General features: G+C 65.2%; 27 protein-coding genes. 14 read left to right on the top strand and 13 right to left on the bottom strand.

Features of this window, described 5'->3' with window-relative positions; genetic code table 11:
• The first annotated feature begins 2 nt into the window (after positions 1–2).
• Complete coding sequence (locus IVA88_RS03270; protein ID WP_247495857.1) at positions 3–1,139, top strand: alpha-hydroxy acid oxidase; 1,137 nt, start codon at positions 3–5, stop codon at positions 1,137–1,139.
• A gap of 195 nt (positions 1,140–1,334) precedes the next feature.
• Here the strand turns inward: IVA88_RS03270 and IVA88_RS03265 are convergent, their stop codons facing one another.
• The 7 genes from IVA88_RS03265 to IVA88_RS03235 all read right to left on the bottom strand — a co-directional run bounded on the left by IVA88_RS03265 (position 1,335) and on the right by IVA88_RS03235 (position 9,346).
• Positions 1,335–1,961: a hypothetical protein gene (locus IVA88_RS03265; protein WP_247495856.1), complete on the bottom strand. Its 627-nt coding sequence runs from the start codon at positions 1,959–1,961 to the stop codon at positions 1,335–1,337.
• 64 nt (positions 1,962–2,025) lie between these two features.
• A complete protein-coding gene (locus tag IVA88_RS03260; protein ID WP_247495944.1) occupies positions 2,026–2,865 on the bottom strand; it encodes a shikimate dehydrogenase in 840 nt (279 codons plus the stop codon).
• 88 nt (positions 2,866–2,953) lie between these two features.
• Positions 2,954–4,708, bottom strand: coding sequence for a SulP family inorganic anion transporter (locus IVA88_RS03255; RefSeq protein WP_247495855.1), 1,755 nt, complete (start codon positions 4,706–4,708; stop codon positions 2,954–2,956).
• 108 nt (positions 4,709–4,816) lie between these two features.
• Entirely contained in the window at positions 4,817–5,089 is a 273-nt protein-coding gene (locus IVA88_RS03250; RefSeq protein WP_007614761.1) for a helix-turn-helix transcriptional regulator, read from the bottom strand.
• A gap of 213 nt (positions 5,090–5,302) precedes the next feature.
• Positions 5,303–7,351: an elongation factor G gene (locus IVA88_RS03245; protein WP_247495854.1), complete on the bottom strand. Its 2,049-nt coding sequence runs from the start codon at positions 7,349–7,351 to the stop codon at positions 5,303–5,305.
• A 153-nt stretch (positions 7,352–7,504) separates the two neighbouring features.
• Positions 7,505–7,984 (bottom strand): DUF992 domain-containing protein, encoded by a 480-nt coding sequence (locus IVA88_RS03240; protein WP_247495853.1) that lies wholly within the window; start codon positions 7,982–7,984, stop codon positions 7,505–7,507.
• Positions 7,985–8,143: 159 nt separating this feature from the next.
• On the bottom strand, positions 8,144–9,346 hold the full coding sequence (locus IVA88_RS03235; protein ID WP_247495852.1) for a pyridoxal phosphate-dependent aminotransferase: 1,203 nt from the start codon (positions 9,344–9,346) through the stop codon (positions 8,144–8,146).
• A gap of 548 nt (positions 9,347–9,894) precedes the next feature.
• Between IVA88_RS03235 and IVA88_RS03230 the strand changes: the two genes are divergently transcribed.
• The 6 genes from IVA88_RS03230 (at position 9,895) to IVA88_RS03205 (ending at position 13,815) form a co-directional block, all read left to right on the top strand.
• On the top strand, positions 9,895–10,545 hold the full coding sequence (locus IVA88_RS03230) for a glutathione S-transferase family protein (RefSeq protein WP_247495851.1): 651 nt from the start codon (positions 9,895–9,897) through the stop codon (positions 10,543–10,545).
• 156 nt (positions 10,546–10,701) lie between these two features.
• On the top strand, positions 10,702–10,878 hold the full coding sequence (locus IVA88_RS03225) for a hypothetical protein (protein ID WP_247495850.1): 177 nt from the start codon (positions 10,702–10,704) through the stop codon (positions 10,876–10,878).
• A 37-nt stretch (positions 10,879–10,915) separates the two neighbouring features.
• Positions 10,916–11,110: a hypothetical protein gene (locus IVA88_RS03220; RefSeq protein WP_247495948.1), complete on the top strand. Its 195-nt coding sequence runs from the start codon at positions 10,916–10,918 to the stop codon at positions 11,108–11,110.
• Between the two features lie 128 nt (positions 11,111–11,238).
• Positions 11,239–12,051, top strand: coding sequence for a PAS-domain containing protein (locus IVA88_RS03215; RefSeq protein WP_247495849.1), 813 nt, complete (start codon positions 11,239–11,241; stop codon positions 12,049–12,051).
• A gap of 90 nt (positions 12,052–12,141) precedes the next feature.
• A complete protein-coding gene (locus IVA88_RS03210) occupies positions 12,142–12,597 on the top strand; it encodes a GNAT family N-acetyltransferase (RefSeq protein ID WP_247495848.1) in 456 nt (151 codons plus the stop codon).
• Between the two features lie 276 nt (positions 12,598–12,873).
• Positions 12,874–13,815, top strand: a complete 942-nt coding sequence (locus IVA88_RS03205) for an aldo/keto reductase (RefSeq protein ID WP_247495847.1) — start codon at positions 12,874–12,876, stop codon at positions 13,813–13,815.
• Positions 13,816–13,833: 18 nt separating this feature from the next.
• On the opposite strand, the gene IVA88_RS03200 is transcribed toward IVA88_RS03205, so the two are convergent.
• The 3 genes from IVA88_RS03200 to IVA88_RS03190 all read right to left on the bottom strand — a co-directional run bounded on the left by IVA88_RS03200 (position 13,834) and on the right by IVA88_RS03190 (position 17,046).
• Positions 13,834–14,157 (bottom strand): antibiotic biosynthesis monooxygenase, encoded by a 324-nt coding sequence (locus IVA88_RS03200; protein ID WP_247495846.1) that lies wholly within the window; start codon positions 14,155–14,157, stop codon positions 13,834–13,836.
• A gap of 79 nt (positions 14,158–14,236) precedes the next feature.
• Positions 14,237–15,454, bottom strand: a complete 1,218-nt coding sequence (locus IVA88_RS03195; protein WP_247495943.1) for a DUF1501 domain-containing protein — start codon at positions 15,452–15,454, stop codon at positions 14,237–14,239.
• 2 nt (positions 15,455–15,456) lie between these two features.
• Complete coding sequence (locus tag IVA88_RS03190) at positions 15,457–17,046, bottom strand: DUF1800 family protein (RefSeq protein WP_247495845.1); 1,590 nt, start codon at positions 17,044–17,046, stop codon at positions 15,457–15,459.
• Positions 17,047–17,160: 114 nt separating this feature from the next.
• Here IVA88_RS03190 and IVA88_RS03185 point away from each other — a divergent pair, with 114 nt between their 5' ends.
• The 3 genes from IVA88_RS03185 to IVA88_RS03175 all read left to right on the top strand — a co-directional run bounded on the left by IVA88_RS03185 (position 17,161) and on the right by IVA88_RS03175 (position 18,690).
• Entirely contained in the window at positions 17,161–17,361 is a 201-nt protein-coding gene (locus tag IVA88_RS03185; protein WP_247495844.1) for a cysteine-rich CWC family protein, read from the top strand.
• 253 nt (positions 17,362–17,614) lie between these two features.
• Positions 17,615–18,211 (top strand): hypothetical protein, encoded by a 597-nt coding sequence (locus IVA88_RS03180; RefSeq protein ID WP_247495843.1) that lies wholly within the window; start codon positions 17,615–17,617, stop codon positions 18,209–18,211.
• Positions 18,208–18,690, top strand: coding sequence for a hypothetical protein (locus IVA88_RS03175; protein WP_247495842.1), 483 nt, complete (start codon positions 18,208–18,210; stop codon positions 18,688–18,690). The genes IVA88_RS03180 and IVA88_RS03175 overlap by 4 nt, the downstream gene beginning before the upstream one ends.
• Positions 18,691–18,704: 14 nt before the next feature.
• Here IVA88_RS03175 and IVA88_RS03170 read toward each other — a convergent pair whose 3' ends face one another.
• The 3 genes from IVA88_RS03170 to IVA88_RS03160 form a co-directional block, all read right to left on the bottom strand.
• Positions 18,705–19,400, bottom strand: coding sequence for a glutathione S-transferase family protein (locus tag IVA88_RS03170; protein WP_247495841.1), 696 nt, complete (start codon positions 19,398–19,400; stop codon positions 18,705–18,707).
• Positions 19,401–19,519: 119 nt separating this feature from the next.
• On the bottom strand, positions 19,520–19,750 hold the full coding sequence (locus IVA88_RS03165; protein ID WP_247495840.1) for a hypothetical protein: 231 nt from the start codon (positions 19,748–19,750) through the stop codon (positions 19,520–19,522).
• Positions 19,747–20,526: a sulfite exporter TauE/SafE family protein gene (locus IVA88_RS03160; RefSeq protein WP_247495839.1), complete on the bottom strand. Its 780-nt coding sequence runs from the start codon at positions 20,524–20,526 to the stop codon at positions 19,747–19,749. Before IVA88_RS03160 ends, IVA88_RS03165 begins: the two co-directional genes overlap by 4 nt.
• Before the next feature lie 142 nt (positions 20,527–20,668).
• Between IVA88_RS03160 and IVA88_RS03155 the strand changes: the two genes are divergently transcribed.
• The 4 genes from IVA88_RS03155 (at position 20,669) to uvrB (ending at position 25,360) form a co-directional block, all read left to right on the top strand.
• Positions 20,669–21,586, top strand: coding sequence for a LysR substrate-binding domain-containing protein (locus tag IVA88_RS03155; protein WP_247495942.1), 918 nt, complete (start codon positions 20,669–20,671; stop codon positions 21,584–21,586).
• Between the two features lie 123 nt (positions 21,587–21,709).
• Positions 21,710–21,937, top strand: coding sequence for a hypothetical protein (locus IVA88_RS03150; protein WP_027534256.1), 228 nt, complete (start codon positions 21,710–21,712; stop codon positions 21,935–21,937).
• 58 nt (positions 21,938–21,995) lie between these two features.
• Positions 21,996–22,226 carry a hypothetical protein gene (locus tag IVA88_RS03145; RefSeq protein ID WP_247495838.1) on the top strand — a complete coding sequence of 77 codons (231 nt, stop codon included), beginning with the start codon at positions 21,996–21,998 and terminating at the stop codon, positions 22,224–22,226.
• Positions 22,227–22,369: 143 nt separating this feature from the next.
• Positions 22,370–25,360, top strand: coding sequence for an excinuclease ABC subunit UvrB (gene uvrB, locus IVA88_RS03140; protein ID WP_247495837.1), 2,991 nt, complete (start codon positions 22,370–22,372; stop codon positions 25,358–25,360).
• Positions 25,361–25,379: the final 19 nt, after the last annotated feature.

The raw sequence follows: 25,379 nt of genomic DNA, 5'->3' as shown, positions 1-25,379 counted from the left end.
TCATGAAGCACATCACCTGTATCGACGATCTTCGCACACTGCATCAGCGCCGGGTGCCGAAAGCTTTCTTCGACTATTGCGACCGCGGCTCCTATGCCGAGGAAACGCTGCGCGCCAACCGCGATGACATGCAGGCGATCAAGTTCCGCCAGCGCATCCTGGTCGACGTCTCCAGGCGCGACACCGCGACCACGATCCTCGGCGAGCCCTCGACCATGCCGCTGATACTCGCGCCTGTGGGCCTGCTCGGCATGCAGCATGGCGATGGCGAGATCCATGCCTGCCGCGCCGCGCAAGCCGCCGGGATCCCGTTCACGCTGTCGACGATGTCGATCTGCTCGATCGAGGACATCGCGGCCAGTGTCGAGAAGCCGTTCTGGTTCCAGCTCTATGTGATGAAGGACCGCGGCTTCATCAAGGAACTGATCCAGCGCGCGATCGCGGCAAAATGCTCCGCGCTGGTGCTGACCGTCGACTTGCAAGTGATCGGCCAGCGCCACGCCGACATCAAGAATGGCATGACGGTCCCGCCCGAATGGTCGCTGTCGAAGCTGTTGGATTTCGCCAGCAAGCCCGCCTGGGTCTCCGGCGTGCTGCAAGGCAAGCGCCGCACCTTCGGTAACATCGCGGGCCATGTGAAGAACACCGGCGACCTTAATCGCCTCGCCGAGTGGACGGCCTCGCAGTTCGATACGTCCCTGAACTGGAAGGACGTTGAGTGGGTTCGCAGCATCTGGCCAGGCAAGCTGATCATCAAGGGCATCCTCGACGTCGAGGACGCCGAGGAGGCCACCAAGACCGGCGCGCAGGCCCTCGTCGTATCGAACCATGGCGGCCGTCAGCTCGACGGCGCGCCGTCATCGATCGAGGTGCTGCCCGAGATCGCCGAGGCGGTCGGTGACAAAATGGAGATCATGTTCGACGGCGGCATCCGCTCCGGCCAGGACGTGATGCGCGCGCTCGCGCTCGGCGCAAAGTCCTGCATGATCGGTCGCGCCTACGCCTATGGCCTGGGCGCCGGCGGCCAGGCCGGCGTCGCCAAGGCGATCGACATCATCCAGAAGGAGCTGCTCACCACCATGGGCCTGTGCGGCGTCAACAGGATCGACGAGATCGACGATCATATCATTGCGGCGTGATCCGATTCCTAACCTCTCCCCGCTCCAATCCGGGTGAGGGGCAAGGCACGCCGTTTGGCAAAACGAAAATCTATCCGGCTCCGGTGGTCGAGCTTGATACTCAGCTCACAATCGAAGCCGAACTCGTCGAGAGAACCCCTCACCCCACCCTCTCCCCGTAAGAACGGGGCGAGGGAGCGAGAGAGCGATGGCCCCTCACATGGGCGGCGTAACCCCGTCGCGGCCGACGCTGACGCGGTTGGTCTCGAACGAGCCGTCCGGCAGCTGCTTCATGAAGGCGATCACCTTGGCGCCGGCCTTCAGGTCGGTCTTGTCGCCGGGGACAAAGGTCACGACCGGGGTATCGTCCGGGACGAACACCTTCTTCTCACCATCCTTGTACTTCACCAGCAGCGTATGGCCGTCATTGCCGACCACGGTTTCCGATACGGTGGCGTTGGTCATGCTGGAATTGGGCTTGAGGTCATAAGGCCGCGAGCCTTCGCCGGTGCCGCGCATGCTTTCCGGAAACACGTGCACCTCGACGGCCCTGTCGCCGCCATCGGGTTCCGGCACCGTCGTGGCGCCGACGAAGGAGCCGGCCTTGATTTCAGCAAGCGATATCTTCGTGATTCCGGAGACGCGCACGTCCGAGGCGATGTGCAGCTTGATATCTTCACCGCTGCGCGACTTGACCTGCATCGTGTCACCATTGACGCTTTCGATCGTGCCGCGCACGCGCGTCGGCACCGGCGCCTTTTGCGCAACAGCACAGAGGGTCGAGACGGCCACCATCGCGACGGCGATGAGTGGACGTGTGAAAGTCGCACGTTGAACAGACATGATGGTCTCCGCTTGTCCTATTGTCCCTACGGACATAGAACTCCGGAGATTACGCGCTATTCTCTCAAGTCTTTGTGAGATCGGCCTCGACCAGCGCACGCAGCTCGGCCGTGACCTGCGGCCGCTGGCCGAACCACAATTCGAAGCCGCGGACCGCCTGATGCAGCAGCATGCCGAGCCCGTCGGCGGTCTTCAGCCCGCGCGCCTTTGCGGCCGCGAGCAGCGGCGTCACCAGCGGGACATAGACGAGATCGGCGACCACGGCACCATCGGGCAGGCGCGCGACATCGACGTCGAGTGAAGGCTGACCGTGCATGCCGAGCGAGGTCGTGTTCACGAGAAGTTTTGCACGCGGCAGGGTGCCGTTGACACCGTCCCACGTAACGGGATGCACGTTCGGTCCGAACTGCCTTGCAAGCGTTTCGGCCCGCGCGATGGTGCGGTTGGCGAGGTGAATGCGCTTGATGCCGCGTTCGAGCAGCCCGAACACGATGGCGCGCGAGGAGCCGCCGGCGCCCAGCACCAGCGCCTCTTCGGCGCCGTCCCAGCCGGGCGCGCCGGCATCGAGATTGCCGATAAAGCCCTCGACGTCGGTGTTGGTCGAGCGTAGCTCGCCGTCCGCGAACCACAGCGTGTTGGCCGCACCGACCGCCTGCGCGCGGGCATCGGGCGTCGACAGCGCCAGGACGCCCTCCTTGTGCGGGATGGTGACGTTGGCGCCGACGAAGCCGCGCAGCGACAGCCGCAGCACGAAGTCGCGCAAATTATCGGGTGGAACCGCCTCGATGACATAGCCGCCGTCGATCCCGAGCGTGCGCAGCCAATAATGATGGATCAGCGGCGAGCGCGAATGCGCGGCCGGCCATCCGATCAGACAGGCCGCGGGAGCCTTGGTCACGGTCATCCTTCCCTTGGGGTCGTGTGCGAGCCGATCCATTTCGCGTCCCGCGGGCTCTGTCAAGCACACAGGCCGCCTCGGGAAGGGCGCGGCGCTAGGTCGTGCCCGCGTCGTCGCCCGCGGGCTGTGCCGCGCGACCCTTGATGTCGGCGACGGCGCGCGCGATGGTCTCGCGATAGCGCGCGCGCGGCGGCGTGACGCCGTGGGTGAGCAGCGCGCGGCGCACCGCAGGCGATGCCCCCGTGATGAACAGCCGGATGCCCTGGCGGTGGGCTTTCGCGGCGACGCGCGCCAGCACGTTGGCCGCCGTCGAATCCAGGAACGGCACCGCGGCGAAATCGACCACGAATCCCTTGCGCTTGTCGGCGATGCCGTCGAGCACGCTGCCGATCGCCGAGGCCGCGCCGAAGAAGAATGCGCCGGTGATGCGATAGACCAGCACGTCGCGGTCGACCGCGAGCGCGGGATCGTAAGGCACGCGCTCGCCATTGCCGTCATCGGGACGATCGGCGGCCACCAGGGGCGAACGTTCCTCGATACCAGTCATTTCCGCCATGCGATGGATGAACAGCACCGCGCCGAGCGCGAAGCCGACCAAAATGCCTTCGGTCAGATCGCGGAAGATGGTGAGCAGGAAGGTTGCGAGCAGCACGACGGCGTCGCCCCATGACGAGCGCAAGAGCGTCGCGAATTCGTGCTTCTCCGCCATGGTCCAGGCCACCACGACGAGCACGGCGGCGAGCGCGGCCAGCGGGATGTAGCTGGCGAGCGGCGCTGCGATCAGCATGAACAGCAGCAGGAAGACCGAATGCAGCATGCCCGCTAGCGGCCCCCGCGCGCCGGCGCGGATGTTGGTGGCGGTGCGCGCGATCAGCCCGGTGACGCAAATGCCGCCGAACAGTGCCGAGCCGACATTGGCGGCGCCTTGCGCCACCAGCTCGCAATTGGAGCGGTGACGGCGTCCGGTCATGCCGTCGGCCACCACCGCCGACAGCAACGATTCGATCGCGGCGAGCAGCGCAAAGGCGATCGCATCCGGCAGCACGGCGGTCGCCTTCGCAAGCGAGAACGCAGGCAAGGCCGGCGAAGGCAGTTCGCGCGGAATGCCGCCGAAGCGCGATCCGACCGTCTCGACCGGCAGCGACAGCATGGCAGTGGCGACCGCAGCAAACACGACCGCGATCAGGATGCCGGGCCAGGACGGCCGCCAGCGCCGCAGACCGGCGATGATGGCGATGCTGATGATCGCGACCGCGATCGCGGACGGATTGAAGGTGTGCAGGCCCCCGGCGAGCGCGACGAGCTTCGGGACGAATTCGCTCGGCTCTTTTGCAATCGGCGTGATCCCGCCGAGATCGCGCAGCTGGCTCGCGAAGATGATGACGGCGATGCCGGCCGTGAAGCCGACCGTCACCGGATACGGAATGAACTTGATGTAGGTGCCGATCCGCAGGAAGCCCGCGGCGACCAAAAACAGGCCCGCCATCAGGGTCGCGAGGATCACGCCGTCGACCCCGTGACGGTCGGCGGTCGCCGCAACCAGCACAATGAACGCGCCAGCCGGTCCGCCGATCTGGAACCGGCTGCCGCCGAGCAGTGATGCAATGAAGCCGCCGACAACGGCGGTGTAGAGTCCGCGGTCCGGCGTCACGCCCGAGGCGATCGCGATCGCCATGGACAGCGGCAGCGCGACGATTGCGACCGTGAGGCCCGCGAACACATCGGCGCGGAAATCCGACAAGCCATAGCCCTCGCGCCATACGGTGACGAGCTTCGGCAGATAGAGTTCGGTAAAGGTAGGCCGACGAAGCTGGTGCAGCTTGCCTGCGTGTTCGCCTGTGATGCTCATTTCAGCAAATTGCTCCGCTGCCCACAACGCTCCGATGCATCGTGCGGCCGCGTATTGGGCGCGACGGTGCGTTAATTGAGTCTGCTCCCGAGCATGATCATCGCGGGATCACGCTCCCACCCGACGCGGCGGGCCCGGCTCCTTCAGCCGGACGCCACGTCCGCCGCCTTCGCTGCGCGCCTGTTCGCCGATCAGTTCGACGCCGGCCCGATCAAAGGCCTCGACCACCTTCATCAAGGTCTCGACCACGCCGCGAACGTTGCCGGTGCTCGCCTCCATCCGCTGAATGGTGGGCAGCGAAACGCCTGCGAGCTCCGCCAAGGCCCTCTGGTCAATGCCGAGCAACGCGCGCGCTGCCCGCATCTGAAATGACGTGATCACCCTGGCCTCACGTATAAAAGGTTATAAGTGATGTTTTGAACATACAGAATGATGTAAAATACATCATTCAGAACCGAACGCAAGCCGCTTCGCGCCCCCACGGCTGCACATCCGTCGCCTTCGTTATTGAGGAGCGATGGCGCTGCCTTGCGTCGCCCTCTCCCCACAAACGGAGAGAGGGCGAGCGGTGCATCTCTTACTGCGAGAGTCAGCTCACGCCGCGTGTTGATGCGCTGCGATGATCTGGTCGGCGGCGCGCCCCGTGACTTCGGCCATGTGGTCGAACTGGCGGGTGAAGCTGCCGGCGCCTGCCGTGGCCGAGCGCAACTCGACGATCAACTCGCCGATCTCGGCTTCCGGCATCATGGCGCGGACGCAGTCCCATCCGCTCCAACCGTCGCGGGTGTCGAAGCCGAGGATCTGGCCGCGCCGCGCCGACAGGATCGCGTTGATCTTGGCGGTGGCGTCAGTCGGGCAGACGATCTCGACCACGTGGATCGGCTCCAGCAGCACCGACTGGCACTGCGGCAGGCCTTCGTTGAGCCCGACCCGCGCCGCCGTGCGGAAGGCGAGGTCGGAGGAATCGACGCTGTGATAGGAGCCGTCGGTCAGCGTCACCTGCAAATCGGTGACCGGGAAACCGAGCGGGCCGCGTGCGAGCCCGTCGACGACGCCCTCTTCCACCGCGCCGATGTAGTTGCGGGGCACCGCACCGCCGACCACCTTCTCGGCGAACTTGAAGCCCTCGCCGCGCGGCAGCGGCTTGATCTCGAGCACGACATCGCCGAACTGACCGTGGCCGCCGGACTGCTTCTTGTGACGGCCGCGCTGGACGATCGGTTTGCGGATGGTCTCCTGATAGCCGATCGCGGGCGGATGCGAGCTGACCTTGACGCCGAAACGGTCGCGCAGCCGCTCGCTCGCGACGCGCAAGTGCATCTCGCCCTGCCCCCACAGCACGGTGTCGTGGGTCTGGGCGTTCATCACGAAGACGAGTGAGGGATCCTCCTCGTGCAGCCGCGTCAGTGCCTGGCCGAGCTTGACGTCGTCCTTGCGGTCGGTGGCGGCAACCGAGATCGCCAGCACCGGCGGAGTGGGTTCTACGGCGGCGAGCGCTGCCGGCTGGGTCTTGCCGTTCGAGACCGTGTCGCCGGTCTTGATCGGGTCGAGCTTGGCGAGCGCCACCGTGTCGCCGGCTTCCGCCGCAGCACGCTTGGTGTCGTAGGCCCCGGTGACGGCGAGGATGCCGGAGATGCGGCTGACCCCGCCGGAAGAGGATTGCAGCGTGGCACCGTCATCGAGATGCCCGGCGAGCAGCCGCGTCAGCGACAACTTGCCGCCGTGCTGCGAATGCAGCGTCTTGAAGACGAAGCCGAGCGCATCCCTGGTCTCGGGCACGCCGAGACGTTTTGCGGTCTCCGCGATGCCGGGCGCCTCGTGGCGCAACGCTTTCATCAGGCGCAGCACGCCGTTTTCGCGTGCGGCGGCGCCCAGCAGCACGGGACAGATCAGCCCATCGCGCAATTCGCGGGCGAGATCGTCGAACACGGCATCGCGCGGCGGCTGGATGTCCTCGAGCAGCTGCTCCATCAGCGCATCGTCGTGATCGGCGAGCTTCTCCAGCATCGAAAAGCGGGCCTCCTTCTCGCGATCGAGATCGCCGCCTTCGAGCGCGACCACTTCGGAGGCCTTGTGCTCGCGGTAGACGAACGCGCGCTCCAGCGCGAGATCGACGAAGCCCTCGATCAGCTCGTCCTTCCAGATCGGGATCTGGCGCAGCACCAGCGGCACGCGCGAGGCGGGCTGAAGCGTTGCGAGCGTCTCTCGGATGCGCTTGTTGGCGCGGTCGATCTTGTTGAGGAACAGGAATCGCGGGATCTTCATCTCCTCCAGCTCGCGCAGAATGATCTGAAGTTGCGGCAGCTTCTTCTCGTCGGCTTCGCAGACCACGATTGCGGCATCGACAGCAGGCAGTGCGGCGCGCATGTCGTGGGCAAACTCGACGGAACCGGGGCAATCCAGGAAGGTGTAGCTGTCGCCCATGAAACTCGTGGTGGCGGCAGTCAGCCCGACGGTCATCTTGTGATGACGGGCCTCTGGGGTGGCGTCGCCGACGGAGGTTCCGGCGTCGACGCTGCCGGCGCGCGGGATTGTGCCCGTTCGCGCCAAGATTGCTTCGAGAAGTGTGGTTTTACCGCTTTGGAAAGGGCCCACCAGCGCAATGCACCGTGGACCTCGGGGACTTCTGACGTCTTGTCCCATTCGCCGCCTCCTTGGTGTGGAGCTCGGCCCATGATTGGGTCGGCAAACGCCGATGCTCTGCCCGTCCCCGAGATTTGGCAAGCATCAAAAATCGCTGCGGTGCGTCGTTGCCGGAATCGCGTCGTAGCAACGCGCTTCGCACACGGGAAGTTGTTAACGGCCCGGCCGGAGTTCCAGGCTCTCGAGGCCGGCGGCGACGCTGAGGCCGACCTGGCCCTGCACGCTGAGCGGCTGGAGCGCGATCGAATTGTTGGAGCCGCCGACCAGCACGTTGCCGCCAAGGCCGACACCAACGGAGGCGCTGCCCTGCGCACCGGCGTAGTTGCCGGCAAGGTCGCCCGGCCCGAGCCGGTTCACCGGCGCGAACACACCCCAGGCGAGTGCCGTTTCCTGGGTGATGCCGAGGTCGAGGCCGACCTTGCGGATCGTCGCGACATAACGGTCGTCCGGCAAACCATCGACTCGCAGCACGCAGCCGAGATTGGTCACCGATCCCACGATGAAGCCGACGCTGGCGCCGCCGCGGCATTCGAGCACGCCCACCTGCACCATTCGCGACTGCGCGCTGGCGCCGGCAACGAAGGCAACGAGGCTCGCAACGGTGAGCCCGGCGAGGAGGAGTGAACGGCGCATGAATGTCTCCGGCGATGAATGTGATGCGAGCATGGAGTCGCGGCACAGGCCGCGCGATGGTCTATGCCACAACGTTTCCGGTGGCGCCAGATCGCGCGGACCTGAAAGAAAAGGGCCCGCATTGCGCGGGCCCTTTGAAGTCACGTCATTTCCGCCAGTTCATCGCAGATTGCCGCAGAAGCGCTGGATGCGCTTGCAGGCGTCTTCGAGGTCCGAGGTCTTGGTCGCGTAGGAGATGCGGAACGCAGGGCCGAGGCCGAAGGCCGAACCCTGCACCACGGCGACGCCCTCGGTCTCCAGCAGCTCGGTGACGAAGGTCTCGTCATTGTCGATCACCTTGCCCGACGGCGCGGTCTTGCCGATGGTGCCGGCGCAGGACGGATAGACGTAGAAGGCGCCCTCGGGCCGCGGGCATTCGATGCCCTTGGCCTGGTTGAGCATGGAGACGACGAGATCGCGGCGCTCCTTGAAGACCTTGTTGTTGGCGGGGATGAAGTCCTGCGGACCGTTCAGCGCCTCAACCGCGGCCCATTGCGCAATCGACGACGGGTTCGAGGTCGACTGCGACTGGATCGTCGACATCGCCTTGATCAGCTGCGCCGGCCCGCCGGCATAGCCGATACGCCAGCCGGTCATGCAATAGGCCTTCGACACGCCGTTCACGGTGAGCGTGCGGTCATAGAGTTTCGGCTCGACCTGCGCGACCGTGGTGAACTGGAAGTCGTCATAGACGAGATGCTCGTACATGTCGTCGGTCATGACCCAGACGTGGGGATGCTTCACCAGCACGTCGGTGAGCGCCTTCAGCTCGCTCCTGGTGTAGGCAGCTCCCGTCGGGTTCGACGGCGAGCACAGGATCACCCATTTGGTCTTCGGCGTGATCGCGCGCTCGAGCGCCTCGGCCTGGAGCTTGAAGCCGGCCGCCGCGGTGCAGACCACCGGCACCGGCTCGCCGCCGGCGAGCGCCACCATCTCGGGATAGCTGACCCAGTACGGTGCGGGGATAATCACCTCGTCGCCCGGATTGATGGTCGCCATCAGCGCGTTGTAGAGCACCTGCTTGCCGCCGGTGCCGACGATGATCTGGTTCGCCTTGTAGACGACGCCGTTCTCGCGCTGAAACTTGCCGATGATGGCTTCCTTCAACTCGGGAATGCCGTCGACCGCGGTGTACTTGGTCTTGCCGGCTTCGATGGCGTGGATCGCGGCCAGCTTGATGTTGGCGGGCGTGTCGAAGTCGGGCTCGCCGGCGCCAAGGCCGATGACGTTGCGGCCCGCCGCTTTCAGCGCACGTGCTTTATCCGTGACCGCGATGGTCGCGGACGGCTTCACACGGTCGAGCGCAGCGGCAAGGAAGGACATCGTCATCTCCTGACAAGCGTCGTGAACCCTTTGGTGTCACGACTCCGATTGTGGGAATGAGCCACCCTAAAACGAGTGCCGTTGCACCGCAAGAAACTTCGGTCCGATCTCGCAAAAGTTTAGGGGTCCGCCGCGCATCAACCCGTGATTCCCGCAACTTTCCGCAACTTCGCCGGGCAGATCCCACATATCCGACAAGCCTTGTCCTCCGAGCAATTTTGGCTCCGTTCGGCACCCACAGCAGGTCGTGCCCGGCTTTGTCATGGCCGTGACGATGTGGAAGCGTCAACGCACCAGACGTTCCCCGCCATATGCGATTTCCAGCCTCGGTCACGATCGCGCGGAGCGATGTGCCCGCGCGTTGACGCAAGCGTGAACTGAGTTGCTTGGTCGCACGGGAATGATCTTCCGCCGCATTGCAATGCGGTAGGGTTTTCGAGTTTTTCTATTGGCTGGCCCTTGCAGCGGATTCGCATCGGCATCATTGTTTAGCCGCGTTGCGGGGCAACAAACGCCGCGCCTTCCCGTCTTCCGGAATCACCCTCAGAATGTACAAGCTCTATTCGATGCAACGCTCGGGCAACAGCTACAAGGTCCGCCTTGCGCTGGCGCTACTGAACTTGCCTTACGAAGCAGTCGAGGTGGACATTCTGCGCGGCGAGAGCCGCACCCCGGACTTCCTAGCCAAGAATCCGTCCGGTCAGGTGCCGCTGCTCGAGGTCGGCGACGACCGCTATCTCGCCGAGTCCAACGCCATCCTCTGGTATGTCGCCGTCGGCACGCCGCTCGCGCCGGAGAACCGGATCGACCGCGCCGAGGCGCTGCAATGGATGTTCTTCGAGCAGCACGCGCTGGAGCCGAACATCGGCGCGGCTTATTTCTGGCTGTCGCTGGTGAGGGGCGGCCGCGATCTTCAGGTCCATGCACTGGAGGACTGGATGGAGCGTGGCTATGGCGCGCTGCAGGTGATGGAGAATCACCTCAAGACCAACGCCTATTTCGCCGCCCGCCAGCTCACGGTCGCCGACATCGCGCTGTACGGCTACACCCACCTCGCCGACCGCTGCGACTTCGACCTCTCCACCTTCCCGGCGATCCGGGACTGGCTGAGGCGCGTGGAAGCGGCCCCCGGCTTCGTCGCAATGGACTGGCAGCCGGCCGAGATCGAGGACCCCGCCAGCATCGCCGCGGGCGTCTGACGGCGCGATCGCGCTCCGGCGAATAGCGGGCACAAGGGCCGCCGTTGCCGCAATCTCGCCATTTTCGGCGTATTGGCCGCCGCAATATTGCCGGTTGCAACGGTGAAATTGTTCGATGTCGTGAGTGATTCGCTCGCGCGTTGAAGGATTTAGACCATGATTCGGGCGTCCGGCACGGCGGGCTTTCAAGGCCACCCTGCTACCGTTTCGTCTTCCCGGCTGACCAACGCGGTCGCGGCCTCACTCGCCGTCGCCGCGCTCTCGCTATGCCTGATCGTCACTCTGACGGTGCTGTCGACCAAGGCGACCATGGCGATGGGCCTGCCGGTCTGATTCCCGTTTCATCCTGGACCCGCCTTCAAGGCGCCGCGTGGCCCGCGCCAACCGGCATCGCGACAGGACGTCGATGAAATCACCTGTGGTAGTCGTTGCAATCACCCTGACCGCGGCGATCCTCGTCGCGGCATCGCTGTTGATATTCGTCGGCACGCGCAAGGGCCAAGGGACGTCGACGCTGAATGCGCCCGCGCTGCAACAACGCGTCAAGCACGCGCACTTGGTCTAAAATCATCCGAAAGCTTTGCGCATGGACGCAAGTCCTCCTTAAGCGCACCGCGCGAAACGGCATCGCATTGGCGCGATAATCAGTCAGTGTTGCGTCTTACCTCGTTCAGGGAGGAGCGAGACAGGCCCATGCGGTTCGGATGGCGCGCGATCTCCGGTCCGGCGCTGACGGCAGCGACTTTGCTGCTGACGATGGTTCTCGATCGCTTCGTCCCCACTCCCTCGCCCGCCCCGTTGCTCGTCTGCATCGTGGCGCTCGCCGGCGCGCTCTCGGGTCTCGCCTCCGCCGTCGCCAGCGCAGCCATCGCCGTCATCGGCGCCGCACTGCTGTTCCTCAGCCAGCGCGGCGTTTCCGGCCTTACCACGGCGGATATGATCCGGCTCGGCCTCCTGGCCGCGACTGCCGCGGGCAGCGCAGGCATCGCCGGCCTGATGCGCCAGCGGCTGCTCGGCACCTTTGCCGCCGAGCGCCGAAATAACGCCACCGCCGCGCGGCTGTCGGCCGCGCTCGACCAGGTCGATATCGGCATCGTGCTGCTCGATGCCGAGACGCGCGCCGAATTCATCAACCGCGCGTTCCGCGATTATTTTGCGGTGCCGGACGGCATCGCCGACGACAAGCCACCGTTCATCGCGCTGATGTATCACGGCCGCGACACCGGCGCGTTCGAATTGCCGGAGGACGAGCTCGGCACTTTCATCGCACAGCGCATGGAGATGGTGCGGATCGGCGACGCCACGCCGATCAACATCGCCTTGCGCAACGGCGAGGTGCTGCGCTTCGTCTGCGCCGCGCTGCCCGACGGCGGGCGCATGCTGAGCTACACGCCCGTGACCGACCTCGTGCGCCACACCGATTCTGCGTCCCGCGCCGACTACTACCGTTCGCTGCGCGATCCCGCGGGCCGCAAGCTGATCCGGTATCTACGCGTCGCGGAGTGATGCGACTGGGCGATTGATCCGCAGTGCGATCATCACGTATGAAGGGACGCCTCTTCGGCGTACGCCCCCCCGAGTTCGCGGAATTCTCACATGCCCCTCACCATTCGCTCCGTCACCAGGCAGGACTACGATCAATGGCTGCCGCTGTGGGACGGCTACAACGCCTTCTACGGCCGCTCCGGCCCGACCGCGCTCTCAGGCGAGATCACGCGCGTGACGTGGCAGCGCTTCTTCGATGCTTATGAGCCGGTGCATGCGCTGGTCGCCGAGAGCGACGGCCACCTGCTCGGGCTGACGCATTACCTGTTTCACCGCAGCACCACCGCGATCGAGCCGTCCTGCTATTTGCAGGACCTGTTCACGACCGAGGCCGCACGCGGCAAGGGGGTCGGCTCGGCCCTGATCCAGGGGGTCTACGAGCGCGCGAAGCTCGCAGGCTCCCCGCGCGTCTACTGGCAGACGCAGGAGACCAATCTCACGGCGCAGCGCCTGTACGACAAGGTCGCGGAGCGCTCCGGCTTCATCGTCTATCGCAAGATCTTCTGATCCCCGCGATCATGAGGCCTGTGGATAACTCTGCCTGTCACCGGCACGTAACATAGCGTGACTAGGCTGCAGCTGCGTCTGGTCAGCCCCCCGTCACCGATCAAGCGCCCCAAGCGGTCCCCGTCAGTCGCCGCGTCTGACAGGGGCCGCATTTTTTTGCCGGCAATTCCTTGCGAGCAATTCCTTGCCAGTATGGCAGCAACGCGGCGCGCAGCTTGCTGCAGCCACGCATCGCAGTCACAATGCGCTCCTGCCCATCTCTGACGGGGATCTCCCATGGAAATTCGTAATCTCGGCGCCTCCGGCCTGCGCGTGTCCGCCGTCGGGCTCGGCTGCAACAATTTCGGCCAGCGCACCGACCTGGAGACCTCGCGCAAGGTGATCCATCGCGCGCTCGATCTCGGCATTACGCTGTTCGACACCGCCGACATCTACGCCGGCATGGGCGGTTCGGAGACGGTGCTCGGCACGGTGCTCGGCGACCGCCGCAAGGACATCGTGCTCGCCACTAAGTTTTCCAAGCCGATGGCGACCGACGGAACCAGGCAGGGCGCTTCGCGCCGCTACATCATGAACGCCGTCGAGGCGAGCCTGACGCGGCTCAAGACCGACTACATCGATCTTTATCAGCAGCACGATTACGACCCGCTGACGCCGATGGAAGAGACGCTGCGCGCGCTCGACGATCTCATCCGTCAGGGCAAGGTGCGCTACATCGGCAATTCCAATTTTCCGGCCTGGCGCATGGCGGAGGCCGAGTTCACCGCGCGTGCTATGAATGTCAGCCGCTTCGTCTCTTGCCAGGATGAATACAGCCTGGTGGTGCGCGACATCGAGAAGGACCTGCTGCCGGCTGCACAAGAGTACAAGCTCGGCCTCTTGCCGTTCTTCCCGCTCGCAAGCGGGCTGCTCACCGGCAAGTACCAGCGCGGCGCGGCCGCCCCGACCGATACACGCTTCGGCAAGGTCCCGGCATTGCGCGACCGCTACGTCACGCCGCGCAACGAGGACATCGTCGAGAAGCTCACGGCATTCGCGAAAGCGCGCGGACACAGCATGCTCGAGCTCGCCTTCTCCTGGCTCGCCGCGCGTCCGCAAGTGTCGAGCGTGATCGCCGGCGCCACCCGCGTCGAGCAGGTCGAGGAGAATGTGAAGGCGATCGCCTGGAAGCTCAGTGCGGAGGAGATGGCGGAGATCGACAAGATCACGCTCGGCTGATCTTTGCGGCGCGGCGCGCTACTTGGCGCTGCGCCCCACCGTCTGCATCACCTCAAAGCCCTCGAACTGGGGATGGCCGAGATAGGTCGGCTTGGTGTCGCCGGCCCGCGCATGCGCGGCACGAAAAGCCTCCGACTTGGTCCAGGCCTCGAACGCGGCATGGTTGGCCCACACCGTATGCGAGGCGTACAGCGTGTGGTCCTCGAGCTCGGGGCCGCGCAGCAGATGAAACTCGACGAAGCCCGGCACCTTGTCCAAATGGGTATCGCGCGAAAGCCAGACCTGCTCGAAGGCGGATTCAGAGCCTTTGGTGACGCGGAAGCGGTTCATGGCGATGTACATGAGTAATGGTCTCCTGATGTTCGGCTGATCATGTCGTCATTCCCCGACGCGCCGCAAGGCGCGGGCCCGGAATCACAGTTTAGACAACCAGCCCCTTCATCGGACGTGCGCTTGCGCTGTCGGGGAACACGGTCTCGGCCAGCACGCGATCCGACAGGCCGAACTGGCCTTGCAGCACGCCCTTGATCACGGAGCGCAGATCGGTGGTCGGCTTGAGATCGCGGGCCTCAAAGAGGTTGCCGGGCTTGAGGCCCGGCCAGTCGGCAATGACGCGGCCGCCTTTCACTGCACCGCCGGCGAGCAGCGCGATCGTTGCCGTGCCGTGGTCGGTGCCGTCGGTGCCGTTGATGCGCGCGGTGCGGCCGAATTCGGTGGCGACGACGACGACGGTGTCGCGCCAGCGGTCGCCGAGGCCGCCTTCGAATTCAGCGAGCGCGCCGTCGAGCCCGCCGAGCAGGAACGCGAGGCGACCGACCGGCCCGCCTTCATTGGCATGCGTGTCCCAGCCGTCGAACGCGAGCGCTGCGATGCGCGGACCGTCGTCGGACGCCATCAGTTTTGCGGCACCGCGCGCGACCTGCCGCATCTGCGCGACCGCATTGCCACCCTTCGGCTTCATGTCGTCACCGCTCGCGGCCTTCTCCAGCTGAAGGCCTTGCGACAGCACCAATGCCAGCGCGGGATCGCGATGGCGATAGAGCTCGACCAGCCGCATCGCGGTGTCGTCGTCGGCTTGCGGCAGCGCCACCGGCGCCCAGCCGACGGTCGGCGCATTGCCGCGCAGCACCAGCGGCGTGGTCGGGCCGACGGCAAGAGCACTCGACACACGCTCGCCGCGCGGCAGCGCCTCCAGCGCGCGGTTGAGCCAGCCGGATTGCACGCGCCCCGGGCCGGCGTAGCCGCTTTCGAGCACGTCCTGGCCGTCGAAATGCGAGCGGTCGCGATAGGGCGTCGCGACCGCATGGATCAGCGCGGCATGCCTGTCGCGATACATGCGTGCGAACTCAGGCATCGCCGGATGCAACGCAAAGAAAGCATCGAGCATGATGGCGGGATGCGCGCCGTCGGCTGAGAGCGCGATCGACCCATGCAGGCCGGCATAATCGGGATCGCCGATCGGCGCGACGGTCGAAAGCCCATCAAGCGCGCCGCGCAGGATCACCACGATCAGCCGGGGGTCGCGACCGTCCGCCGCGCGGGCGAATTTCGGCAAATAGGCCCACGCCGCGAAAGATGCGCCGCCGAGCAGGAGGCTACGGCGCGAGGTGATGAGCCGGTTCTCGGCGCAGTCGATCATCATCATCTCCTCTGCATTTCCGGCGACATCAACAGCAGCGCCAGCGCCTGCTGCCGCGACTCCGCCCGCTGGATGGTCCGCCGCGTTTCGATCGAGGCTGCATCTGCGGCGGCAAATTCCAGGAGGTCGAGCGGGTCGATGTTGTTGCCGAGCCGCGCGCCCATTTGCGCGGCGATGTCGAGCCGAAGCTTGATGCCTTCGGGCGCAGCCCAGGCGGCGCTGGTATCGGCGAAACCATTCGGGCCGGAGGGCGACCACAGCGGCTGTCCCAGCAGATTGAGATTGTTGAGATAGGCGCCGGGATCCTCCGGCACGCGCGCGAGCAGGCGGCCGCTCGCGACCAGGAAGTCATAAGGGCTGCGCATCTTGGTCAGCGGCGCCTTCCACGCCTCGTCGGCCTCGACGAGTGCCGTTGCGAGCGCCTTGAGATCCCCATCGGCCTTGATGAAGACATCGCGCAAACGCGCCACCAACCCCGGCGGCGGATCGTCGGCGACGAAGTGGCGGACGAATTTGGTGGCGATGAAATTCGCGGTCGAGCGATGGCGCGCGATGTCAGCGAGTGCGGCTTCGCCTTGCGCAAGGCCGGTCGGCTCGTAGATCTTGCCGAGCAGCATTTGCGGCCCGGGCTGGTGCGCGTTGCCGTTGAACACGAAGGAGCCGGGTGCCCCGAGCTGTCCCTGCCGGCCAGCGAAGGTCCAGCCGGTAATGATGCGCGCCAGCGAGGTGACGTCGTCCTGCGTGTAGCCGCCGCCGACGCCGAGCGTATGCAGCTCCATGATTTCGCGCGCGAGATTTTCATTCAGTCCGCGCCTGCGGTTCTGGCCCGCGCGCGAGTCCGGCCCGAGCGATTGCTGATTGTCGAGGAAGAACAGCATCGCCGGATGCTGCTCCACCGCTTTCAGCATGTCGGCGAAACCCCCGAGCACGTGCGGCCTGATCGCCTCGCGCTCGAACGCACCGGCCCATATCCGCGCCAGCTCGCCCTTGCTGGCGGAGATGCAGAAATGGTTGGACCAGAACACGACCAGACGTTCGGTGAAGCCGCACTCGACCAGCGTCGCGCGCTGCAGCCGCGCCAACGCCTCGGCGCGAAAGGTCTTTTGGATGACGTTGAGCGGCTGCGGAGCGGGTTTTGCGGGAGGTGGCGCGGCGACGTTGGGCTGCATAATGTCCGGCTTCGCCATATTGTCGGCCGGCTTGTTGTCAGTCGGCTTATTGTCACTCGCCTTGGCCTCGGCCATCTGGCCGGCGATCTCGGTTGCCACGGCGTTCAGCGAGAGGTTGCGGCGCAGTCCGGGCTTCTGATCGGCCGGCGCCTGTGGCGGCGCATCAGCCGGCGCGCCGGCTTTGGCGGCGGCCTCGCGCGCCTGCTTGACCTGGTCCTGATAGGCGAACACGGCCTGCCCGAGCTGCGGTGTCGATTGTAGGCCAGGCGCCTCCAGCAGCACACCATTGGGGCGGGCGAGTTCCGCCTTCACAAAGCCGCGGGGATCGGAGGCCGCGTTGATGAGATCGCCGGATGCGCCGCCGCGGGCGCCGAAGCCGAAACGGTTGAGCGCGACGAGGGCGGCTTGCGAATCGCGGGCCATCGAGGTGTCCTTCGCGCGCTGCCAACCGCTTTCCGTGTCCGTGCGCGAAGCGTAATATACCGCAGCGGCAGATGAACCCGGCATGAAAATGACAGCACAGCTTTTGCGCAAATCATGACGAATTCGCAAGAAATTCCGGTGCAGGAACCGCGCCGCCTCGCCTGCTCCCGCTGTGGCACCGAGTTCGGCTGCGACCTGTCGGGCACTTGCTGGTGCGCGGAAGAAACGGCGCGGCTGCCGATGCCGGTCAAGGGTGAGGATTGCTTGTGCCGGGCATGCTTACGGAAGGCGGCGGACGTGGGAACTGGCAACTGACCACAGGTATTTCGTTTCGCTAGCCGGCCTGGCGGGCGATCACCTCATTCGAAGGCGAACGTTGGATCCAGGTCCGCAGCGGCAGAGATAGTCCCGACGGTGCCAGGCTCTTTCATTTGAGTGATTGGGCGGGACCCGCAGAATCGCCTGATCTCTTTAGACCTGCGTTTACCTTCTCGGGCTGGGACTTGCGGATTAATGCAAGCATTAACCAGACACGGTTAGGTTGCGCGGCGTCAATTCGAGTGCCCACATGAGCCGGTTCATTCTCTTCACCTGCATGGCCTTCGTCACGACTTTCGTCGGTTTCTCCTGGGCGTTGCGCGGATTTCCCACCTCTTCCTTTTCGCCGATCGGGGAGCTGAAGCCGACGCTTAGCGCAACATTCGACGACGACAGCGCCAAGGCCTATGAACGCAAGATGTGGGAGGCGGAGCACACCGCACAGAGCGACAAGGATCCAAAGCTCGACGCGCTGAGAATGGATGCTTTGCAGGCCGGCACCGCCTACGCCATGTCGCCTTGCGATAACACGATGAAAGCCAACCTCATTGCGGCCACGTCGGCCTATGCGCGTGGCTACATGAAGATCTACGACTGTCCGACCCCGGCCATGGGAATGTTCTGCAGCGAAAAGAAACGCGACCTGGCCAACGCGGCGTATTCGACGCCGCTGGACGTACGCGTCAAGGCCGCGCTAGCGGAAGCCTTCGAACAGAAGGGTGTCGTCCAAGAGGATTTCCCAGCGGAAATCCGTCTTACAGTGCTGGCTTTCTCCGGCCCGGGCCTATGGTCCGATCCATCGCCCGTGTGCCTGCCACGGCAACGTGCATCGGCGAGCCGCAGATGAGCCGCATCTGGTTCGTCGTCTGGGCAATCATCATCTGGCAAGTCGCAGCGTGGGCGTTCGCGCCCGAGCCGAAGGCTCGGCAAGCCGCCCCGATGGACGGGCCGGGATATGGCACAAATGAAAAATACTCAGTGGACGGCAGGGCGAGACTGCGTGAGAGCGCCATCGCCACGCTGGAACGGCCCTATGGCGCCCGTTGCACGGGCGACGGCCGAAAACAGTTCATCAGCGGCCTCGACGAATACTACTATCAGCGCCAAAACCAGATGGAGCGCTATCCCGAAACATTCGGCAGACCCGGCGCCGATTACATCGCGAAGCAATGGACGACGGGGCAGGACCAGCGCATCGAACGCCTGACTCAGGAAGCGTATGCGCAAGGCTATCTGGCGCTCGCCGATTTGAATAACGTCGCGCGCAAGCTGGTCGAAGCCGTGGTCAGGAATGAGCGCGTGACGGGGAAAGCCTGCGCGGGATAGAATCTCGCGCCCGTTCAGACGGGATGGCCAGGCGATTTCCGCGCCATACCATCAAACCCGTCCAGCAGCTTTTCCCGCCATGCGTAGACCGGATCATCGGCCTTGAGCAGCCTGAACGGGCTGACCACGCGCGCCCACTGAAAGCCGCCGAACACGATGTAATCGGCATAGTTCGGCGCGGCGCCGCCGATGAAGGGCTGCTTCTTCAGGGTCTGCCGCATCACCTCGAGCGATTTGCGGAAGGCGACCACCCCGGCATCGCGGCTGGCCATGATTTCTTCCAGCGTCTTGCCAAAACGTGCCTCGCGCGTTTGGCGGAAATAGGCAGCGTCGACGTCCGCCAGATTTTTCGGAATGTCGGCGATGATCAGCGGAAAGATGCCGCCGACGATGGCGATGTCGCCCCAGGCATTGAGCATGCACGCCATGGCGCGGCCGCCCTCGCCGCCGAACAGCGACGGACGGTCCGGAAACTTGTCTTCGAGATAGGTCGCGATCGCCCAGGAATCGACCACCGGCTCATCGTGATGCAGCAGCACCGGAACCTTCTCCGACCCGTGCGGCGCAATCGCGCTCTTCTCGGTGAAGCGCCAGGGCAGCGATTCCGCCGCCAGCCCCTTGTGTGCCAGCGCCATCCGCGTGCGCCAGCAGAAAGGGCTGAACGGTCGCGAGGCGTCGGTGCCGACGAGTTCGAAAAGTTTGAGTGACAAAGGTGCCTCCACAGGCTCCGTCATTGCGAGGAGCTCTTGCGACGAAGCAATCCAGGCTGCCGCCGCGGAGACATTCTGGATTGCTTCGCGAGCGCTCGCAATGACGGATGTGGCGAGAGCTAGCGCCCGTTCATCCGCAGCAACCTCTCGCCACCTTCCGTTACCGCGATGATCAATCCTATTCCGGGCAGGGTTTCGCGCGCAACATAGCCGCGGTCGGCGGCGTCTTCCCAGATGGTGAGACGCGGGCATGAGGACTTCCAGGTCGCGATCACCTCGGCATAGGCGCGCGGCTCGCGCGCGACCCATTCGACGAAATCCAGCACCAGCGGATCGGCGTCACAGCTCATTGCAACCCTCCCTTGTCGAAGGCTGCCAGCACGGGCGTACGAAGCAGGAGCCAGCCGCCGTAGGCGATGTAGTAGCAGGCGATGGCGGTGATCAGCTTCATCGACCAGGCCACGAATTGCTGGTCGGTCATGGCCTCGAGGATGCGCCGCGCCAGCGTGGTGCCGAGCATTGACGCTGCGATCGCAACCCCTGCAAGCACGGGATCGAGTGTTGCCGCCTGGTCGATGATGCCGCCGAAATAGATCAGCTTGGTGAAATGGCTGATGAGCTGGCACATCGCCTTGGTCGCGACCTTCTCACGCCGGCCGAAATCACCGCCAAGGAAGAAGGTGTCAAGCAGCGGCCCCGATACGCCGGTCATCAGCATCAGGCCCATGCAGATCGTGCCATAGACGGTGCCCTGCCAGAGACGGTCGGGATCCGGCTTGATGTTCGACGGCAGCAGCCGCGCCATGAACGGTGTGATGCCGAGCAGCAGCAGCGCCATTGGCTTGTCCTGCACGTAGCGGGTGAGCGACCAGGCCGCGAGTGCGACGGCAGCGCCGACCATATAGTTCGCGACCGGCCGCCAGCGGATATGCGCCCGCCACAGGAACGCCCGCCAGCCGTTCGAGGCCATCTGCGTGATCGCATGCAACACCATCGCGGTCGGCAGCGGCATCAAGGCCAGCAGCACGCCGATCAGGATCAGCCCGCCCGCCATGCCGAACAGCCCCGACAGGAATGCGGTGCCGACCATCAGCAATCCAAGGGCAGCGATTATGATGGGCGTCACGAAAGGGGTTCTCCTGGCATTTCAGGGACGCAGGCTCTCCGCTTCTCTCGCCACGGGAGAGACGAAGAACGTGCCCCGCTTGCCTGCGGCGCGCAAACTGAGTTATCTTGGCCTGGCATCAGCTTTCCTGAGGGTCGGTTATTTGCGGCGCTTGCTGTTTCTCAACGGCATCAAGGCATTCGAAGCCGCGGCGCGAGCCGGCAGCTTTGCCGCGGCCGGGCTCGAGCTGAGCGTATCGGCGGCGGCGGTCAGCCGCATGGTGCACATCCTGGAAGAACGGCTGGGCGTCGCGCTGTTCGAGCGCAAGGCCAACAAGCTGCTGCTCACCCAGGCAGGCCGCGCCTATCAGAGCGGGCTGACGCCGATCTTCGATGCGCTCGCAAGCCTCACCGCCCAGGTGACGGCGCCTTCGAGCGTCCGCGTGCTCACCATCGGCATCGGCCACACTTTTGCGATGCGCTGGCTGATCCCGCGCCTGTCGGAGTTTCGAGGCGAAGAGCCCGACATCGAGGTGCGCTTCACCACCGGCGGCGCATCGGTGCCGTTCGGCGAGGACTGGAGCTGCGGCATCAAGCTCGGCACCGGCGACTGGCCGGGGCTGGTCGCCGAGCCGCTGTTCGCCGGCGACCTCACGCCGGTCTGCGTGCCCCGGCTCGCTTCCAACCTAAAGCGGCCGGCGGACCTCAAAGGCCCCAGCCTGATCCGCGTCGCGCATTCGCCCGAGGACTGGCCGATCTGGCTCAGGGCCGCGAACCTCGCGCGCATCAACGCGCGCGGCCCGGAATTCCAGTTCTACGGCCAGGCGCTTCAGGCTGCCGCCGACGGGCTCGGCATCGCCATGGGCATCCGGCCCTATATCGACGACGATCTCGCCGCCGGCCGGTTGGTCGCGCCATTCGACCTCTTCGTGCCCAAGGGCATGCGCTGGTATCTGCTCTACCGCAGCTTCCAGACCGAGCAGCGGGACTTTGCCGCGTTCCGCCGCTGGATCATGCGCGCGGCGTCCGAGCCTGCCGCCCGTCCGCTCCGGCGGACCGGCCGCAGCACCGCTCGGAACTGACGCTGCAACCAATTCTTGGGCAAAAAAGTCCGCCGCTTGTGAACGGCTTCACATCCTGAAATCCGCAAACGTGGTCCCCTGACTCTCCAACAAGGCGCTCAAACGGGACATTTGGGGACTGCAATGACGACCCTCTACGACGGTTTTGACATCGAATCCTTCGAAGCTGGCAAGGGGCTGTGGCACGCCCGGATCAGGCGTGCCGACTTCAGCCCGGTTGCCATCGACGGCGTGCTTTTTCCGGCCATGGAAGTCGGCTTCGCCTGGCCCGATCCCGACGCCGCGATTGCCGATGCCAAGCATCACATCGATCGCTTCCGCCGCCGTGCCGACGACAGCGACGACGAATAATCGAGCGGGACTGCAGGCCAACCAAGGGACGGCGCAGCACAACAGGGGGGAACCGGTCATGTCAGTCATCGAATCCGAAGACACGCTACGGCCGAGGATTTACGCCCGCAATGTGCTGTCCAGCTGCCCCGAATGCGACGGCGATCTCACGGTGCTCCGCGTGATCGGCGGCCGCGCCGGATGCGAGTACTGGACCATGCGCTGCACCGATTGCGGCGGCATCCACCTCGACATCCTCGAACCGCGCGTGGCAGCCGGGGACGATGAGGGCCCGCTGCCGGTGGCGTGAGCCGAAGATCGTGATCCCAACACCTTCCGTGATCCCGAGACCTTCGGTGATCCTATGGCCTGCTGCCAACCTGCTGTCAGCAGTCTGATCCGGGACGGGCATTCGCCCTTTCCTGAGGGCCGGACTCGCCCCATATTCGGAGCATGGCGAAGAACCCTGCATCCTCCGAAAAATCCGGCAAATCCCCCAGGACCAAGGCGTCGAACTCGAAGGCGCCAAATTCCAAGGCGCCAAATTCAAAGGCGTCACGCCCCGACGTGCAGCCGATCGGGCCGGCGCTGGCCGAGCTGCTCAATCCCGCGATCAATCGCGGCGACGCCGGGCTCGGATCGGGCACCGGCCTGCAGCCACCGCCGGACAATTCGCGTGATCGCCGCTCCGGGGGCGAGGCCGCCGCGCATCGCGCGCGGGCTTCAACGCCGAAGGAATTTCCGCAGGACAATGCGCGGCCGATGCCGCTGCGACCCAATCCGCAGCCGCCCGGGGCCCGCAACGCGGGCTTCGATGAGGCACCGCAGGCCAATTACGGAACCGCGGCCACGATACCGACGCTCGATCCGGAACTGGCGCGCCAGCTCGGCCTTCCCACGGAGGAGGACGATGCCGAAGCGCTGGCGCGTCCGCCGCGCAGCAAGATGGAGGCGCTCGGCGTCAAGGCGACCGCCGAGGCACTGGAGTCGCTGATCCGCGAGGGCCGACCGGAGTTCCGCAAGGACGACGGCTCCACCAAGGTGTGGACCCCGCATCGGCCACCGCGCCCGGAAAAGTCCGAAGGCGGCGTGCGCTTCGAGATCAAATCGTCCTATGAGCCCCGCGGCGATCAGCCGACCGCCATCGCCGAGCTGGTCGAAGGCATCCAGCGCAACGACCGCTCGCAGGTGCTGCTCGGCGTCACCGGCTCGGGCAAGACCTACACCATGGCCAAGGTGATCGAGGCGACGCAGCGCCCCGCCATCATCCTGGCGCCGAACAAGACGCTCGCCGCCCAGCTCTATGGCGAGTTCAAGAGCTTCTTCCCCGACAACGCGGTCGAGTATTTCGTCAGCTATTACGACTACTACCAGCCGGAAGCGTATGTGCCTCGCACGGACACGTACATCGAAAAGGACTCCTCGATCAACGAGCAGATCGACCGCATGCGCCACTCGGCGACCCGCGCGCTGCTCGAACGCGACGACGTCATCATCGTCGCGTCGGTATCCTGCATCTACGGTATCGGCTCGGTCGAAACCTACACCGCGATGACCTTTGCCTTGAAGAAGGGCGAGCGCATCGACCAGCGCCAGCTCATCGCCGACCTCGTCGCCCTGCAATACAAGCGCACCCAGGCCGATTTTACCCGCGGCACTTTCCGGGTCAGAGGCGACGTCATCGACATCTTCCCGGCGCACTATGAGGACCGCGCCTGGCGCGTGAACCTGTTCGGCGACACCATCGAGAGCATCGAGGAGTTCGATCCCCTCACCGGCCACAAGCAGGACGAGCTCGAATTCATCAAGATGTACGCCAATTCGCACTATGTGACGCCGCGCCCGACGCTGGTGCAGGCGATCAAGTCGATCAAATCCGAATTGAAGATGCGGCTCGACCAGCTCCACGGCCAGGGCCGCCTGCTGGAAGCGCAGCGGCTGGAGCAGCGGACCACCTTCGACATCGAGATGATGGAGGCGACAGGAAGCTGCGCCGGCATCGAGAACTATTCGCGCTATCTCACCGGGCGGCTGCCCGGCGAGCCGCCGCCGACGCTGTTCGAATACGTGCCCGACAACGCGCTGGTGTTCGCCGACGAGAGCCACGTCACCGTGCCGCAGATCGGCGCAATGTTCAAAGGCGACTTCCGCCGCAAGGCGACGCTGGCCGAATATGGCTTCCGCCTGCCGTCGTGCATGGACAACCGTCCGCTGCGCTTCGAGGAATGGGACATGATGCGGCCGCAGACGGTCGCGGTCTCCGCCACGCCGAGCGCCTGGGAGATCAACGAGAGCGGCGGCGTGTTCGTCGAGCAGGTGATCCGCCCGACGGGGCTAATTGATCCTCCCGTCCATATTCGCCCCGCCCGCACCCAGGTCGACGATCTCGTCGGCGAGGTTCGCGCCACCGCGCAGGCCGGCTATCGCTCGCTAATCACGGTGCTGACGAAGCGCATGGCGGAGGACCTCACCGAATATCTGCATGAGCAGGGCATTCGCGTCCGCTACATGCATAGCGACATCGACACCATCGAACGCATCGAGATCATCCGCGATTTGCGCCTTGGCGCCTTTGACGCGCTGGTCGGCATCAATTTGCTTCGCGAAGGCCTCGACATTCCCGAATGCGCGCTGGTCGCGATCCTCGATGCCGACAAGGAAGGCTTTTTGCGCAGCGAGACCTCGCTGATCCAGACCATCGGCCGCGCCGCGCGCAATGTCGACGGCAAGGTGATCCTCTATGCCGACCAGATGACGGGCTCGATGGAGCGGGCCATCGCCGAAACCGACCGTCGCCGCGAGAAGCAGGTCGAGTACAACACGGCGCATGGCATCACGCCGGAGAGCATCAAGAAGTCGATCGGCGACATCATGAACAGCGTCTACGAGCGCGATCATGTGCTGGTCGAGATCGGCGGCCACGACATGACCGACGATGTCATCTCGATCGGCCACAATTTTGAAGCCGTGCTCGGCGATTTGGAAACACGGATGCGCGAGGCTGCCGCCGATTTGAACTTCGAGGAAGCCGCCCGCCTGCGCGACGAGGTCAAGCGCCTGCGCGCCACCGAGCTCGCCGTGGTCGACGACCCCACCGTCAAGCAGCGCGCCGTGCAGGGCAAGGCGGGCGCCTATGCGGGAGCGAAGAAATACGGCGACGCGGCAAACCTGCCCGTCAGCGCCATGAAGAAAAAGACCGTGAGCTCCGCGCTGAAGGCGAGCGGCGGTAGCGGCTCGAAGGTGCACAAGCCGCATCTGGACGAGATGCACGGCCCGGAATCGCTGCCCTATCGCGCCGACCGCGCGCTGCCGTCAAAGCCGTTCGGCGGCGAAAGCCGGATCATCCAGCCAACGGACTCAAAGCAGTCGGGGCCGGAGTTCGGGCCATCGCCGCGGTCGAGCGGAGGGGCGCCGGGGCATAGGGGTGGGTGGAAGAAGAGGTAGGCGGCGCAGAGCGCCGGCG

Origin of the sequence: Bradyrhizobium sp. 149 (assembly GCF_023073915.1) — a bacterium.
GTDB lineage: Bacteria > Pseudomonadota > Alphaproteobacteria > Rhizobiales > Xanthobacteraceae > Bradyrhizobium.
This window is presented reverse-complemented; position numbering and strand designations above follow the sequence as displayed.